The following is a 15591-nucleotide window of genomic DNA, read 5'->3' on the forward strand; positions in this document are numbered from 1 at the left end:
GCTTAAATAGAAGGTTTAGCGTTGTAAAGTGAGAAGCACACCAATAAAAATTACCACGCCGCCTAAAAGACGTTGCCAATTAATCGGCATTTTTTCATTACCCAATAATCCCAGATGATCGACCAGCATCGACATCACCATCTGACCAAAAATAATGAGACCGCTAAGAACCAGAAAGCCAAGTTTGGGCGCTGCATAAATGCTCATGCTAATCGCGTATACACCCACGATGCCCCCGAGCCATAAATACCAGGGAACACTCATCAGTTCCTGTAAACCGGGTTTGGGATTGGACTGAAAAAGTACGATTACGGCGAGCACTATTGTACCAATCAAAAAGGAAAAAAATGCAGCTTGAATAGGAGAATATAAATATTCTTTTAGTTGTGTATTAATTGCGGTCTGGAGTGTCAATAAAACACCGATTGCAAAAACCAAAGGAAGTAAAATAATAAGTTGAGAAGATATTTTCATAATTTTAACTGACTAATTCTATTTAAATTTTTAGGCATATCACACGATCAAATTTAATTTTAGCAGTCTTGCCGCCGAGTCATGTTAAAATTCGGCTATATCTTGTAATCGTTTTTGAGTAGTTCTTTGGCTGAATTGAATCCTGCTGCTGTCCCTTTGTCCTTATATATTCATATGCCTTGGTGTGTGCGCAAATGTCCTTATTGTGACTTCAATTCGCATGCGGTTCCGGATGGTCAATTATCACTGGAATTGGAACAGGAATATTTACGAGCACTGGTGGAAGACTTTAAAACTCAGGTCGATTTTGCCCAAGGCCGGCAGATTCACAGTGTCTTTATTGGTGGGGGGACGCCGTCACTGATTTCTGCCCCAGGCTATCAATGGTTATTTGATCAGCTTAAAGCCATTATTCCCTTTGCTGAAGGCTGTGAAATTACACTGGAAGCCAATCCCGGTACGGTCGAACATGATCCGTTTGCTGGTTATTTGCAGGCCGGCATTAATCGTTTGTCAATTGGGGTGCAGAGTTTTAATACCGAGCATCTCAAGCGTTTGGGACGGATTCATAGCAATGAAGATGCGATTTCTGCCATTGGGCTGGCACGTGAAGCTGGCTTTCAGCGCATTAACGTCGACTTGATGCATGGTTTACCGGAACAGACTTTAGAACAAGCTTTACATGATTTAAAACTGGCGGTAGAACAGGGCGCTACGCATATTTCCTGGTATCAGCTGACGATTGAGCCAAATACGGTATTTTTCCGGACTCAACCGATTTTGCCTGTCGATGAAGTATTGGAAGATATTCAGGAACAGGGTGAATTCTACTTAAAAGCGCAGGGTTTTATCAATTACGAAGTTTCAGCTTGGCGTAAAGAATTGCCTTCAGCGCATAATCTGAATTACTGGCAGTTTGGTGACTATCTGGCAATTGGTGCCGGAGCACATGGTAAAGTCACTCAGCCGGATGGTGTATATCGGTTCCAGAAAACCCGTTTACCTAAGGACTACTTAGCCAAAGTACCTGCCGAGCATGTGCAGTTTAAGCGTATTGAAGATGCCGACATGCCTTTTGAATTTATGATGAATGCGTTACGTTTAAATCAGGGTGTGGAAGCCAAACTCTATGCCGAACGTACTGGTTTGAGTCTAGATACTTTACATGAGTTACTGAGTTCTTTACGTGACAGAAAATTAATGGTCGATGATCAAGACCGGCTTTCTTGTACTGAGCAGGGGCATATCTTTTTAAATTCGGTGCTGGAAGAATTTCTTTAATTATTTAATTTTCCCATTGTTTGAAAAGAAACACCACTAGGATTCTAGTGGGTTTTTTATTGCCTTAAATAAATACCTAAAGTCTGATTGATGCTTTCTTAGAGAGAAGTTTTCTGAGAATATTCAAAGATTAAATTAAATGAATATTATAATTTCTAAAGGGTGGGCAGATGGATACATTATGGGCTTTTCAACAGATGGATTTAACTGACACCCGATTCTTTATTTTTGATAGTAAAAGTGATCATCTGGTTTATGAAGATCGGGACTTTAAAAAATATCATTGGGATCAAAGCAAATATAATCGGGTCAGAGAAGGGGATTTCTTTTTATATCGACGACCGCAAAAAGCCTCTGAAATTAAAAATCAATTCTATCTTTATGGTGCAGGCCGTATAGCTAAGATTATTGCACCTAATGATATTCCTCAAAATCATCAAAAACGTCGAACCAAACCGGTCTTTGCGGAAGTGATCGATGGTATACGTTTTATAGATCCCATTCTGCAGTCCGATTTGGAAGGTTTTCAATGGACTTTTAAACCACGCGGAAATACTTGGGAACATTTTTTTCAACAATATGGCATGAATGAGATCACGGCAGATGATTTTTGGCGATTACTTAAATTAGCGGGAATAGGCGAAAAACAGGACACTTTACTTGATACGCATTTGCGTCAAGAAATCCTTGATTATAGTGTTGAAGATCAATATGCCAGGGTAAAGGTTCGCGGTTCGCCACACCAGGAATTTGCTTTACAAGTTAAACTTAATTATCAATATCAATGTGCGATCTCTGGTATTAAGACCAAAGCCTTTTTAGTGGCTTCTCATATCGTACCCTGGTCTGAAAATCAGAAGCATAGAAGAAATCCGCGTAATGGAATTTGCTTATCTTCTTTATTGGATCAAGCTTTCGATCAGGGATTTATCACGTTGGATGAAGGGCTTAAAGTTTGTATCGCGAATCAGGCCAAGCAAGATGCGAGTTTATACGCCTATTTAAAACTTTATCACGGTAAACGAATCGACGTACCAAAACGTTTTGCACCCGATCCGGTATTTTTAGCCTGGCATAGAGCACACCGGTTTTTAGATCACCCCAATGATCTTTAAGAACTAGAGCGGTATGAGAAAAATGATAGGCACAAAAAAAGCACTCTTAGAGTGCTTTTTTTCAATATCTTGCTTCTAAATTATAGAGCAACGATATTTACAGCTGTAGGGCCTTTTTGACCTTGAGCTACGCTGAAAGAAACCTTTTGGCCTTCAACTAAAGTTTTGAAACCTGAACCAGTGATTTCGCTGAAGTGAGCAAAAACGTCTGGACCTGATTCTTGTTGAATGAAACCGAAACCTTTAGTTTCGTTGAACCATTTTACTGTACCGTTAACTGTATTAGACATAATATAACCTATTGAATCGTATGAATTTATAGCCAAAATTTCAGATGACTAACTGTAACTTTGAAAAATAAAAAGGATGGAGCTTTTTGATCTGTAATACGAAGGTTTATGACTAAAACTGCGATACTTAAAAGAAGACTAACCAAAACAAGAATTTTTCTAGTTGGGATTATCATACCGCTTATTTTGAGATATACAAGCGTTTTATTTGGCTAATTTATTAGGATGTTGAAAAATATGAAATTAAATTTGTATATTTTCTATCCAGAAAGGTTTTTTAAGTTGAAGAAGGGCATCTACATCAATAAAAAGAGCGCCGAAGCGCCCTTTTCAAGTCAATTTACAGCTTAGTAATCGAAGCTAAAGTGTTCTGGCGCGAGTGCCGTCATGGTTTTAGACGGATTCACCATCGCTTCTGCATGACCTTGGGTACGTGGCAGGATACGTTCAAAGTAGAAATCAGCAGTTTTGATTTTTGCTTTATAGAACTCTGGTACTTCCGCACCATCGCCAGAAGCCAGTTTGGCTGAAGCGACTGCGGCTTGTTGTGCCCAGAAGTACGCCATCATCACATAACCGGAGAACATCAGGAAATCGACTGATGCAGAAGAAACGATGTCGCGGTCCTTACGTGCAGCCAGCATGATACGCACAGTTAGTGCATTCCACTGTGCACAGAGCTTGGTTAAATCCCAGGCAAAGCGGCGCATATATTTATTACGTGCATGCTGACCGCAGAATTTCAGGATTTCAGCAGTGTAATCACGAATCACTTTACCTTTTGATGTCAACAGCACTTTACGGCCAATCAGATCCAGTGCCTGAACACCTGTTGTGCCTTCATACAGGGTAGAGATACGTGAGTCACGTACGATCTGTTCCATGCCCCATTCTTTGATATAGCCATGTCCACCGAAGACTTGCATACCGTGATTTGATGCCTCATAACCCATTTCGGTCAGGAAGCCTTTCAGGATTGGAGTATAGAACCCAAGATGGTCATCATGCTGTTCAAATGCTGCAGTATCGCCAAGCAGCAAAGCATCATTCATGTTGTCGGCAATTTTTGCTGCATGATAAATCATGGCACGGCCACCTTCAGCAATGGCTTTTTGCGTCAATAGCATACGGCGGACATCAGCATGGTGAATGATCGCATCCGCTACTTTTTCCGGATCTTTTTTGCCAGACAGGGCGCGCATTGACATACGCTCTTTGGCATACGGTAAAGCACCCTGGAATGACAATTCAGCATGACAAATACCCTGAATCGCAGTACCAATACGTGCTGTGTTCATAAAGGTAAACATGGCATGCAAGCCTTTATTCGGTTCACCAATCAGGTAGCCAGTCGCATTATCAAAATTCAGTACAGCCGTTGCTGAAGCGCGAATCCCCATTTTGTGTTCAATCGAACCGCAGTTCACTGGATTACGCTCACCGATCCCACCATCTGCCGCAGCAATAAATTTTGGTACGATAAACAGAGAAATCCCTTTGGTACCTTGTGGTGCATCTGGAAGGCGTGCCAGTACGATATGCACGATATTTTCAGTAAGGTCGTGTTCACCTGCAGAAATAAAGATTTTAGTTCCTGAAATCGCATAGCTGCCATCTTCTTTCGGCTCTGCTTTGGTCTTAACTTGACCCAAGTCAGTACCACATTGCGGCTCAGTCAGACACATGGTGCCCGCCCAAGTTCCTGCAACTAAGTGAGGCAGATACGTGTTTTTCTGCTCATCGGTACCATATTGCATGATAGTGTTGATACAACCCACACTTAAACCCGGATACATCTGGAATGACCAGTTTGCAGTCCCCATCATTTCCGATTTGATCAGGTTTAAAGACATTGGCAGGTTTTGGCCACCAAATTCTTCAGGATAAGACAGACCTTGCCAGCCACCTTGTACGAACTGGTCGTAAGCTTCTTTAAAGCCTTTCGGTGTTTTTACTTCGCCATTTTCAAAATGACAGCCTTCTTCATCACCGCTTTGATTCAACGGCGACAGTACATTTTCACAGAAATCTGCAGCGCCTTCTAAGATCATATCTACCGTGTCGGCATCGGCATATTCACCATTCGACAAATTCTGGTAGTGCGCAGGGTAGTCAAGCACTTCATTCATAAGGAAGCGAATGTCGTGTAAAGGGGCTTTATATGCTGGCATGCGTTTAATCCTGATTGAAATTAGTTTTGGATTATCTGTATCGATTCTTTGATTATTCACATTCGGGACAAAAAAACATTGATGAATTCAGTGAATAAAAATGTCAGAAAAGCGAATCGGTTTTTAAGGCTAATGAATGAAATCGTCGAATTTCATAATTAGGCGTTTACATCATATGAAGATTAAAAAATTGTTATATCTATGGAATTTAATGAATTTAAAGGTGATATGTCTAGTATATTTTTGTATGAATTGTGCTTGGATTCAGGTGGCAAAATAACTCATTTTAAAATGTCATTAAAACCAATCCATGGTTTTTCAGCTTATAAAAAGTAGTAGGAGGGAAGTAAAGGGTTGCAGTTGCAACCCGAACTGAACTCATTAGAGAGATAGGGGTTTTAAAGAAACTCTTTTAAATCCGGTTTGATACCATTCCAGATGTAAAAAGATTCAATTGCTTGACCGACCAGCATGCCAAAACCTTCAGATGTCGGTACACCGCGTGCCTTGGCTTGATCCAGAAAGGAAGAAGGTTTGCCATAGGCCATTTCATAGGCCCGTTTAAACTGTAGCGTTTCCGGTAAAACCAGGGCATCACCGCTGAGACTGGCAGAAGTGGCATTAATCATCAAATCAAATTCACCGGCTAAAGTGTCTAGTGAAATCGCCTGTAATTCGACTTGCGGTACGGCATTCTGAAGATCAGCGACCAGTTGTTCCGCCCGTGCCAAGGTACGATTGGCGATCACGATTTTTTTCGCACCTGCCTGGGCTAGGGGATAGATTACACCACGCGTGGCACCGCCTGCACCAATAATTAAAATATCTGTATTTTCCAGTGGCCAATCTAGTGCTCGAATTGCTTCAACCAGTCCCTGACCATCGGTATTGTCGCCATGCAGCACACCATTTTCCATCCATAGCGTATTCACGGCTTTGGCAATTTTGGCCCGTTCACTCAGCACCTGACAGTGGGCAAAAGCCTGTTCTTTAAAGGGTACGGTGACATTCATGCCACTACCGCCATTGCTAAAGAATTCCTGAATGTTGGCTACGAAGCCATCCAGTGGCGCCAGACGCTTGGTGTAACTCAGGTCGACACCAGTTTTAGCAGCAAAGGCGTGATGCAATTCTGGAGAACGTGATTGTTCAATCGGGTTACCAATCACGGAAAATTGTTTGCTCATTTCACAATGTCCATGTGCGGAAATGGCCATCAATATACGTGAAAAAGCGCAGAGACTAAAGCCTGCGCGATTTTAAATTGCTGTTAATTGATCCGGGTTTTAGGAACTGCAAATATCCATAATATGTTCCGCAAACATCAGCGCCATACTGAGAACAACCCCAAACCCAGTCAGGATACTCACCAGAATAGCGGCGCCATCCAGAATCAGGTTGTGACTCAAAATTGCGGTACTCATCGCGCTGATGGCGAGAGCCAGAAAAAGCCAAAAGGCCAACACAGGTAGATTTAATTGAAGATTATGCATTGTTATTCTCACTAGACATCAAATGGAATATGATCGATGTAGCGATAGGGTGCCGCGATCAAATCAGGTATTTCTATGCAGCAGTATAGAGGATATATCTATTAAAACAGCCCTCTATTTGAGGGCCGTTTGTATCATTTCATTGCGTTGGATTTTAATTCTGTTAACCAGTTATGTGGTTTCAGGTAGTAATCTGTTAAACGTTTTTCCGGTGAGCCCTCATCCCATTCAGGGCGATATGACCATCCGGTAAGCGGGGGCAGGCTGACCAGAATCGATTCAATCCGGCCACCAGTCTGCAAGCCAAACAGGGTGCCGCGGTCATAAACCAGATTGTATTCCACATAACGGCCGCGACGGTATAACTGAAACTCGCGTTGTGCTTCGGTATAAGGCTTATCCTGATTGCGCTGGAAAATCGGCAGAATGGCTTCTAGATATCCATTGCCTACAGCCTGCATATACTGGAAACAGGTTTCAAAATCCCATTGATTCAGGTCGTCAAAAAACAAGCCGCCAACGCCACGCTGTTCATCACGATGTTTTAGATAAAAATAATCATCACACCATTGTTTATGTTCAGGATAAACCTCTTCGCCGAATGGCGCGCACAGATCATGCGCTGTTTGATGCCAAGACAGTACATCTTCATCATTCGGATAAAACGGAGTCAGGTCAAAACCGCCACCAAACCACCAAATCGGATCCTGACCTTCTTTTTCAGCCACAAATAAACGCACGTTGGCATGCGAAGTCGGTACATTCGGGTTTTTTGGATGGATGACCAGTGATACCCCCATCGCTTGCGCTTTGGCACCGGCAATATTGGGATGGCGTTCGGTCGCAGAAGCAGGTAGCTTGGAAATGTTGATGTGGGAGAACATTACCCCACCTTTTTCAATCACCGTACCATTTTGCAAAACACGTGAACGGCCACCACCACCTTCTGGACGCTCCCAGTCATCGATGATAAATTCGGCCGTACCGCCGCCAGCACGTTCCTGCTGTTCTAATGCTGCACAAATCCGTGCCTGCAAGTCGAGGAGAAATTCACGAACGTGTTGAATATCCGTAGATGTAGGATGCTGCATCAGAGCCCTCGTAGGGAAATAAAAAACTAACGACATCAAAGCATAAAATCAGTCAAAGATTAAGGTCTAATTTGGTGATGCAATTCATCAGCCCAGACATTACATTCCACTATTTATAAGCAGAATGCATCATTAAATCCGACTAAATGGCTAGGTTGAATTCTTTTTTCAAGCTCAGCACAATAACTCACAAGCGCTCATTGGCTTGAGCATTTCTCGACGGTAATAGGTGGGTGTCATGTCGGTACAGGTCAATTCCCTGATTCAAAAATACAATGTTCCCGGGCCACGCTATACCAGTTATCCCACTGTTCCGTATTGGGAAGAGCAGAATTTCTCGCTGGAACAATGGAAGCAAACGCTAAAAAAGTCTTTTGATGAATCCAATCAAAGCGAAGGCATTAGCTTGTATATCCACCTGCCATTTTGCGAAAGCCTGTGTACCTTCTGCGGGTGTCATAAGCGCGTGACCAAACGCCATGAAGTCGAACAACCTTATATTCAGGCACTGCTGAAAGAATGGGATCTATATTGCGAGTTATTACAAGAAAAGCCCATCATTAAAGAGATTCATTTTGGTGGAGGAACGCCGACCTTTTTTTCAATGGCACATCTGGCTCAACTAATTCAAGGCATTCTGGCCAAAGCAGACGTAGCGCCTGAGTATGAATTCAGTTTCGAAGGTCATCCCAATAATACTACGCGTGAACATTTGCAGGGATTGTATGACCTGGGTTTTCGTCGGGTCAGTTATGGTGTGCAGGATTATAACGAAACCGTGCAAAAGGCGATTCACCGGATTCAGCCTTATGAAAATGTTAAACAGGTGACCGAATGGGCGCGAGAAATTGGCTATGAATCGATTTCCCATGATCTGGTCTTTGGTCTGCCATTTCAGAGTCTAGATGATGTTTTAAATACTATTGAACAAACCAATTCGCTCTTGCCGGACCGTCTGGCTTTATATAGCTATGCACATGTGCCCTGGATTAAAGGTAATGGTCAGCGCGGTTTTAAAGATGCCGATGTGCCCAAAGATGCGATCAAACGGGAATGCTATGAAGCGGGTAAAAAGAAACTTCTGGCACATGGCTATCATGAAATCGGTATGGATCATTTTGCCTTAGAGAAAGATGCGATGTACCAGTCCTTTCAAGCGGGAACATTGCACCGCAACTTTATGGGATACACAGCCTCTAAAACCCAGGTGATGATTGGGCTAGGCATTTCTTCAATCAGTGATAGCTGGTACAGCTTTGCGCAGAATGTGAAAACCATTGAAGAATATTATGAATGCCTGGCGCGCAATGAAATTCCGGTATTTAAAGGACATGTCTTAAATCAGGAAGATTTGATCATCCGGCAACATATTCTAAATTTGATGTGCAGCTTTAGCACCTCATGGGAAAATTCCGAGATGCTTTTCCCTGAAATTGATGAGGTTTTGGAACAGCTTGACGAAATGGCACAGGATGGTTTAATTCAATTTTCAGACTCGTCAGTCACGATTCTGGAGAAAGGGAAACCATTTGTACGAAATATTTGTATGGCTTTTGATTTACGTTTAAAGCGACGGATGCCGGAGAACCGGATCTTCTCGATGACGATTTAATTTTTTAATCCGCCCTTTCGGTGCTGTGCTCCTCATCCTTTAGCAAAGGAGGGAGACAGACATTTATAAAGGAAGGGGGCATCTATTTAACTAGATGTTAGGCCTCCCTTTATTAAAGGGAGGTTGGAGGGATTAAGTTAAAATAAGGTGGGAAGGGGGTTAAAAATATTAAAAATCATCCTTTTGATAAAGATGTGCCATGCGTTCGTGCTTGGTCTTAAGATATTGTTCATTAAACGGGTTTAAGCCTACTGTTAGCGGTACACGATCGACTACATTAATGCCTTGTGCTTTTAAGGCTTCTATTTTTGAAGGGTTATTGGTCACGAGACGTACCGATTTTACCTGTAAATGATCCAGCATAATGCTACACATGTCGTATTGGCGTGCATCCGCCGGTAGGTTCAGCATCAGGTTGGCATCTACTGTGTCATGTCCCTGATCTTGCAGGGCATAAGCGCGAATTTTATTGGTCAGGCCAATGCCACGACCTTCCTGACGCAAATACAGAATGACTCCGCGGCCTAATTCATTGATCAGTTTTAAAGTCGCTTGCAATTGCGGGCCACAGTCGCATTTGAGTGAAGCAAAGGCATCACCGGTTAAACATTCAGAATGCACACGCACCACTACAGGCTCATCTGATACTTCTTCAAGTCCTTTGGAAAGTGCGACATGTTCTTCGCCAGTCTTAGGGTCTTGAAATACAGTAATTTTAAATTCACCGTGAGCGGTAGGTAATCTTGACGTTGCGACAAATTCGATTGGCACAGCTGAACCCGTTAAATCCTGAAATTGGCTAAAGTATAGCGTAATGATTGAACATTGGTAGAATTGCAAAGTCGAAATTCTGCAATAGATTTTCTTTTTTGTAGAAAGCGAACGATAATAGTTGATAAATAGTAAGATTATTCAGGATAATCGTAGGCTGCAATTTTTTCACCCCGACGAGATCATTGTTTAATATTGCATCGCTAGAAGCGTAGCTGAATTGAAGCTGCTACAATTCAGCTATATGATCGGGTACTCCCCATTGACCTAGCTTTAGATTTGCCAGGCTTTAGAAGGCTTTGCCATAATATGCTGTATACAGAAATCCCAACTCAACGCCCTGTAACACCGTTGCTTGATGCGATCAATCATCCTGAGCAACTGCGTGCACTCGAGCAAAGCCAGCTGGAACAAGTGGCGGATGAGTTACGTCAATTCATTCTGTATGCTGCCGGGCAAAGTGGCGGACATTTTGGTGCCAACCTCGGTGTAATTGAGCTCACCGTGGCCTTACACTATTGCTTTAATACGCCACATGATCGCCTGATCTGGGATGTAGGTCATCAGGCCTATCCGCATAAAGTGTTGACTGGTCGTCGTGAACAGCTCACCACCATTCGTGCCAAAGACGGTCTGGCAGCGTTCCCGGCTCGTGAAGAATCTGAGTTTGATACTTTTGGGGTAGGGCATTCTTCGACGGCAATTTCTGCTGGCCTAGGTATGGCGCTTGCACGTCGTTATCAGAATAATCCGTGTGAAATTGTGTCAATTATTGGCGATGGCGCCATGACGGCAGGTATGGCTTTTGAAGCCTTGAATGATGCCGTGGCACACAATGCTGACCTGATGGTGGTGCTGAACGATAATGATATGTCGATTTCTTGCAGTACTGGTGGTTTTGCTAAGCATTTAGCCGCAATTTGGGAGCGCGGTGAATTTGTTAATGTTACCGAGCAGGGTGAGGCCTATGTACAGCCACATCCGGAATGGTTGTATAACTCGCGTTTGCATAGTGCAGCGACCGATGCCGCAGATAACTTATTCCAAGCCATTGGCTTTGACTATTTTGGCCCATACGATGGTCATGATGTCAAACAACTGGTGCATGTCTTTAATGCGCTGAAAAAGCGTAAAGGCCCACGCCTGATTCATATCTATACTAAAAAAGGCAAGGGCTTTGCTCCGGCAGAATCGGATCAAATCAAATATCACGCGATTAGCAAACTCAATGCCGTTGCTGCCAGCAATACTGCACCGAAATATTCGGATGTGTTTGGTCAATGGCTTTGCGATGAAGCGGCACAAGATGCACGTTTACTCGCGATTACTCCCGCCATGTGCGAAGGCTCAGGCATGGTCAAATTTGCCAAAGAATATCCGGAACGTTTCTTTGATGTAGCGATTGCCGAACAGCATGCAGTGACTTTGGCTGCTGGTATGGCTTGTGAAGGTTTGAAGCCAGTGGTTGCAATTTACTCGACTTTCCTGCAACGCGGTTATGACCAACTGGTACATGACGTGGCCTTGCAGAATCTAGATGTTACCTTTGGTATTGATCGTGCCGGTCTGGTCGGTGAAGATGGCCCGACCCATGCCGGTGCATATGACTATGCCTATATGCGGACTATCCCGAATATCGTGATCATGGCGCCAAAAGACGAAAATGAATGCCGTCAAATGCTGCATACTGCATATTTGTATCCAGGACCTGCAGCCGTACGTTATCCGCGTGGCAATGGACTGGGTGTCGAAATTCAGCAAAAGATGGTTGAGATTCCAATCGGTCAGGCGGAAATCGTGGCCAGTTTTAACGGGCAGTATGATGAATATATTTCTGTACTGGCGTTTGGTAGCCGGGTACAGGCCGCAGTCGATGCAGCTGAAGCATTTTCCATGAAACATGAAATTGGCGTGCGTGTAGTTAACATGCGTTTTGTCAAACCACTCGATACCCAAATGCTCGATGATCTTGCTTTAAGCACCAGTCTGTTTGTTACAGTAGAGGAACATGCAGTAATGGGTGGTGCCGGCAGTGCAGTGAATGAATATCTGGCAGAAGCGCAGATTGTCAAACCGATGCTGAATCTGGGTCTGAATGATACATTTATGGCGCAAGCGAGTCATGCACAGATGTTGCAGCAAGCGGGTTTGGATGCGCAAGGCATTGAAAAATCGATCAATCAGGCTTGGTCTAGCCTAGGACAAAGCGTTTTGTCATAAGTTCTTAAAAATTTTAGACACATTTTTCCCAAAAAAGCCCCGATATTTGCTAAGATATCGGGGCTTTTATGCATTATTCTTTATCAGTGTCTTCAAATTTGTAGTGGGTGTTCAATGGAACCTATGGTGGTGATGGCTGCGCGTGCGGCTCAGTTAGTTGGTCAAGAGCTTTTAAAAGCGCATCAGAATCGTCATAAACTCGATCTACAAGTCGAAGAAAAAGGAATTGATGGTCCGGTAACGCGTGTAGATCGTTATTTGGAACAGTTGACCATCGATACCCTACGTAAAAGCTATAAAAATCACAGTTTCCTTGGTGAAGAGTTTGGCTATCAGGAAGGTAAAGGTCATGACGCCGATTGGTGTTGGGTGATCGATCCGCTAGATGGTACTTTAAACTTCATTAACGGTTTCCCGCATTTCTGTATCTCTATCGCAGTTCAGCACAAAGGCATTACTCAACACGGGGTGATTTATGACCCGGTGAAAGATGAGCTATTCTCTGCCAGTCGTGGTCGTGGTGCCATGATGAACCAGCGCCGTATTCGTGTGAATGTTAAAGACAGCCTGGAAAATACCTTTATGGCTGTTGGTCACGCTTATCGTGCCAAGCGTAATGGCGAAGTTGTGTCTTATGCCAAGAACCATTTTCAAACCCTATTAAACGTAACTGAAGCTGGCGCGCAATATCGTCGTTCAGGTTCTGCAGCATTGGATTTAGCCTATGTTGCTGCAGGTCGTTTCGATGGTTATTTCGAACTTGGTTTAAAGCCTTGGGATATCGCAGCTGGCGAATTGATCGTGAAAGAAGCAGGCGGTACTGTAGTTGATGCACGTGGTGGTAGCGACTCTATGGAAAATGGTCAAGTTTTGGCTTGTTCAATGAAAATGCTTAAGCCTTTAATGCAAGCAGTTGTTCCTGCTTGGGGCGAAGCAGCAAAATAATCGGGTTTAGATGAATCAGATCTAATATTGAGAAAAGGCGTCCTTCGGGATGCCTTTTTTATGCACGGAAATTTAAGTCGCGAGAGACTGGTATAGGGGTATTGATGTTTGCTTGAATACTGGAAATATCAGGTGAATTGGCGAAAAGTGACTTTTTATACCATCTGTTACATTTTTTATTATATTTTAAGTATTAGAAATATATAGATAAATTGTGAATAAGGAAAATTAGTTTTAAAACTTAATGACATTGTGAAATATTCTGCTATAATTCTGCCACGCACTTAATTTCTGTTCTTTACCTGAACACTATCTTCTAATCATTGTATGCGCGTGCTGTCCATAGAGAGGACATATCCTTCGCGCCCCAATCGCTTAAGCGATTCCTTCAGGTTTGCGGCCGTAATCATGCGTGCGTTATATCCACATCGTCGTTACTCGGATCGCTGCTGAATCCTAATATTTTCAGCATTATTTGCTGTGCCGCTTTTTGCCGATGTCCATAATTGTTATTTATTAAATGGAGCACCCACTTCAGGGTGAATACTCTCTATGAGCAAAACTTTTGCTGATTTTTCCCTCGACGAATCTCTAACACAGGCTCTCGACGCTTTAGGCTTTACTACTCCTACTCCTGTACAAGAACAAGCGATTCCAGCTGCGCTTGAAGGCAAAGACCTTCTTGTGTCAAGCCAAACAGGTTCTGGTAAAACTGCTGCATTCTTACTTCCTACGTTAAATGCGTTGGCAAACCAAGATACATTAGTACCGTTTAAAGACCGTATGAAAGCGGTTACTCAACCGAATATTTTGGTGATTTCACCAACTCGTGAATTGGCACAACAGGTATGTCAAGACGCGATTGCATTTGTACGTCACATGAAAGGCGTGCGTATTGCGGCAATCATGGGCGGTATGCCTTTCGGTAAGCAAATTCAACAGTTAAAAGGCGCGCAAGTTGTTGTTGCAACTCCAGGTCGTCTACTTGACTTGGTGAATCGTCGTCAAATCAAATTGGATAAAGTTGACGCGTTAATCGTTGATGAAGCTGACCGTATGCTTGACCTGGGTTTCTCTGAAGACTTAGAAGCAATTGGTGAGTTGGCTGCAAACCGCAAACAAACTCTTATGTTCTCTGCGACTTTTGCACCACGTATCATTACACTTGCAGAACGCATGATGAATGATCCAATGCGTATTTCGATCGAAACTGGTCACTCTACAAATACTGATATTACTCAGACTTTGCATTGGACTGACGGTTTCGAGCACAAGAAAAAACTTCTTACTCACTGGTTGAACGAAGAAGACGTTGATCAAGCAGTTGTATTTGCGTCAACTCAAGAAGACACAGATATGTTGGCTGAAGAACTTGCTGAAGCAGGTCTATCAGTTGTAGCACTTCACGGTGCTATGCCACAAACTGTTCGTAACCGTCGTTTACGTAGCATCCGTGAAGGTCGTGCGAAGATTTTGGTTGCAACTGACGTTGCAGCGCGTGGTCTTGACGTACCAACTATTTCACACGTAATTAACTTCGGTCTTCCAATGAAGAATGAAGACTATGTACACCGTATCGGTCGTACAGGTCGTGCGGGTCGTACTGGTAAAGCCATTACTTTGGCGACTTACCGTGAACGCGGTAAAATCCGTGCTTTAGAAGACTTCCTTGATGCGCGTCTAAACGTATCTGAAATTGAAGGTCTTGAGCCATCTCCACCTCCTGCACGTGGTAGCCGTGATGGCGCTGGTCGCGGTCGTGGCCGTGATGGCGGTCGTCGTGATGGCGGTCGTGGTGGTTTCGGTGGCGGTCGTCGTTTTGAAGGCGAAAGCAACTTCAAACGTCGTGAAGGCGGTGATGATCGTCCACGTCGTAGCTTCGATGACAAACCTCGTGGCGAACGTCCAGCATTTGGCGAAGATCGTCCACGTCGTGACTTTGGTGATCGTCCTGCTCCACGTCGTGAAGGCGGTTTCGGTGATCGTCCACAACGTTCGTTTGATGACCGTCCAAAGCGTGACTTCGGTGATCGTCCAGCTCCACGTCGTGAAGGCGGTTTCGGTGATCGTCCACAACGTTCGTTTGATGACCGTCCAAAGCGTGACTTCGGTGATCGTCCAGCTCCAC

13 protein-coding genes are annotated in these 15591 nt (G+C 43.6%); 6 read left to right on the plus strand and 7 right to left on the minus strand.

Going from position 1 to position 15591, the window contains the following annotated elements:
• Positions 1 to 15: 15 nt before the first annotated feature.
• The gene (locus NI468_RS05575; RefSeq protein ID WP_005108571.1) at positions 16 to 474 is read right to left on the minus strand and encodes a DMT family transporter; all 459 of its coding nucleotides are present in this window, start codon (positions 472 to 474) and stop codon (positions 16 to 18) included.
• Positions 475 to 600: 126 nt separating this feature from the next.
• On the opposite strand from NI468_RS05575, the gene hemW reads away from it, so the two are divergent.
• Both hemW and NI468_RS05585 read left to right on the plus strand, forming a co-directional pair.
• Positions 601 to 1755 carry a radical SAM family heme chaperone HemW gene (gene hemW, locus NI468_RS05580; RefSeq protein ID WP_253100529.1) on the plus strand — a complete coding sequence of 385 codons (1155 nt, stop codon included), beginning with the start codon at positions 601 to 603 and terminating at the stop codon, positions 1753 to 1755.
• Positions 1756 to 1925: 170 nt separating this feature from the next.
• The gene (locus tag NI468_RS05585) at positions 1926 to 2870 is read left to right on the plus strand and encodes an HNH endonuclease (protein WP_253100532.1); all 945 of its coding nucleotides are present in this window, start codon (positions 1926 to 1928) and stop codon (positions 2868 to 2870) included.
• An 80-nt stretch (positions 2871 to 2950) separates the two neighbouring features.
• Here the strand turns inward: NI468_RS05585 and NI468_RS05590 are convergent, their stop codons facing one another.
• The 5 genes from NI468_RS05590 to hemF form a co-directional block, all read right to left on the minus strand.
• A complete protein-coding gene (locus tag NI468_RS05590; RefSeq protein ID WP_004281542.1) occupies positions 2951 to 3160 on the minus strand; it encodes a cold-shock protein in 210 nt (69 codons plus the stop codon).
• A gap of 347 nt (positions 3161 to 3507) precedes the next feature.
• Entirely contained in the window at positions 3508 to 5331 is a 1824-nt protein-coding gene (locus NI468_RS05595; RefSeq protein WP_253100534.1) for an acyl-CoA dehydrogenase C-terminal domain-containing protein, read from the minus strand.
• A 398-nt stretch (positions 5332 to 5729) separates the two neighbouring features.
• Positions 5730 to 6518: a shikimate dehydrogenase gene (aroE, locus tag NI468_RS05600; RefSeq protein WP_005263792.1), complete on the minus strand. Its 789-nt coding sequence runs from the start codon at positions 6516 to 6518 to the stop codon at positions 5730 to 5732.
• 99 nt (positions 6519 to 6617) lie between these two features.
• A complete protein-coding gene (locus NI468_RS05605; RefSeq protein WP_004281539.1) occupies positions 6618 to 6824 on the minus strand; it encodes a hypothetical protein in 207 nt (68 codons plus the stop codon).
• Positions 6825 to 6958: 134 nt separating this feature from the next.
• The gene (gene hemF / locus NI468_RS05610) at positions 6959 to 7915 is read right to left on the minus strand and encodes an oxygen-dependent coproporphyrinogen oxidase (RefSeq protein WP_253100537.1); all 957 of its coding nucleotides are present in this window, start codon (positions 7913 to 7915) and stop codon (positions 6959 to 6961) included.
• Between the two features lie 238 nt (positions 7916 to 8153).
• On the opposite strand from hemF, the gene hemN reads away from it, so the two are divergent.
• On the plus strand, positions 8154 to 9527 hold the full coding sequence (hemN, locus tag NI468_RS05615; protein WP_253100540.1) for an oxygen-independent coproporphyrinogen III oxidase: 1374 nt from the start codon (positions 8154 to 8156) through the stop codon (positions 9525 to 9527).
• Positions 9528 to 9695: 168 nt separating this feature from the next.
• On the opposite strand, the gene ribA is transcribed toward hemN, so the two are convergent.
• Positions 9696 to 10298 carry a GTP cyclohydrolase II gene (gene ribA / locus NI468_RS05620; RefSeq protein WP_005108581.1) on the minus strand — a complete coding sequence of 201 codons (603 nt, stop codon included), beginning with the start codon at positions 10296 to 10298 and terminating at the stop codon, positions 9696 to 9698.
• Positions 10299 to 10607: 309 nt separating this feature from the next.
• On the opposite strand from ribA, the gene dxs reads away from it, so the two are divergent.
• The 3 genes from dxs to NI468_RS05635 all read left to right on the plus strand — a co-directional run.
• A complete protein-coding gene (dxs, locus tag NI468_RS05625) occupies positions 10608 to 12518 on the plus strand; it encodes a 1-deoxy-D-xylulose-5-phosphate synthase (protein WP_253100543.1) in 1911 nt (636 codons plus the stop codon).
• Between the two features lie 114 nt (positions 12519 to 12632).
• Positions 12633 to 13463 carry an inositol monophosphatase family protein gene (locus NI468_RS05630; protein ID WP_004281534.1) on the plus strand — a complete coding sequence of 277 codons (831 nt, stop codon included), beginning with the start codon at positions 12633 to 12635 and terminating at the stop codon, positions 13461 to 13463.
• A gap of 552 nt (positions 13464 to 14015) precedes the next feature.
• The coding region (locus NI468_RS05635; RefSeq protein ID WP_253100546.1) for a DEAD/DEAH box helicase at positions 14016 to 15591 on the plus strand (1576 nt) is incomplete at its 3' end.

Source organism: Acinetobacter lwoffii (assembly GCF_024129355.1).
GTDB lineage: Bacteria > Pseudomonadota > Gammaproteobacteria > Pseudomonadales > Moraxellaceae > Acinetobacter > Acinetobacter lwoffii_I.

What these genes read in the sequence shown, in the direction of transcription:
- NI468_RS05630 (WP_004281534.1), top strand. Translation starts at nt 12,633, where the DNA reads ATGGAACCTATGGTGGTGATGGCTGCGCGTGCGGCTCAGTTAGTTGGT.
- NI468_RS05590 (WP_004281542.1), bottom strand. Translation starts at nt 3,160, where the DNA reads ATGTCTAATACAGTTAACGGTACAGTAAAATGGTTCAACGAAACTAAA.
- dxs (WP_253100543.1), top strand. Translation starts at nt 10,608, where the DNA reads ATGCTGTATACAGAAATCCCAACTCAACGCCCTGTAACACCGTTGCTT.
- NI468_RS05605 (WP_004281539.1), bottom strand. Translation starts at nt 6,824, where the DNA reads ATGCATAATCTTCAATTAAATCTACCTGTGTTGGCCTTTTGGCTTTTT.
- hemF (WP_253100537.1), bottom strand. Translation starts at nt 7,915, where the DNA reads ATGCAGCATCCTACATCTACGGATATTCAACACGTTCGTGAATTTCTC.
- aroE (WP_005263792.1), bottom strand. Translation starts at nt 6,518, where the DNA reads ATGAGCAAACAATTTTCCGTGATTGGTAACCCGATTGAACAATCACGT.
- hemN (WP_253100540.1), top strand. Translation starts at nt 8,154, where the DNA reads ATGTCGGTACAGGTCAATTCCCTGATTCAAAAATACAATGTTCCCGGG.
- NI468_RS05575 (WP_005108571.1), bottom strand. Translation starts at nt 474, where the DNA reads ATGAAAATATCTTCTCAACTTATTATTTTACTTCCTTTGGTTTTTGCA.
- NI468_RS05595 (WP_253100534.1), bottom strand. Translation starts at nt 5,331, where the DNA reads ATGCCAGCATATAAAGCCCCTTTACACGACATTCGCTTCCTTATGAAT.
- NI468_RS05585 (WP_253100532.1), top strand. Translation starts at nt 1,926, where the DNA reads ATGGATACATTATGGGCTTTTCAACAGATGGATTTAACTGACACCCGA.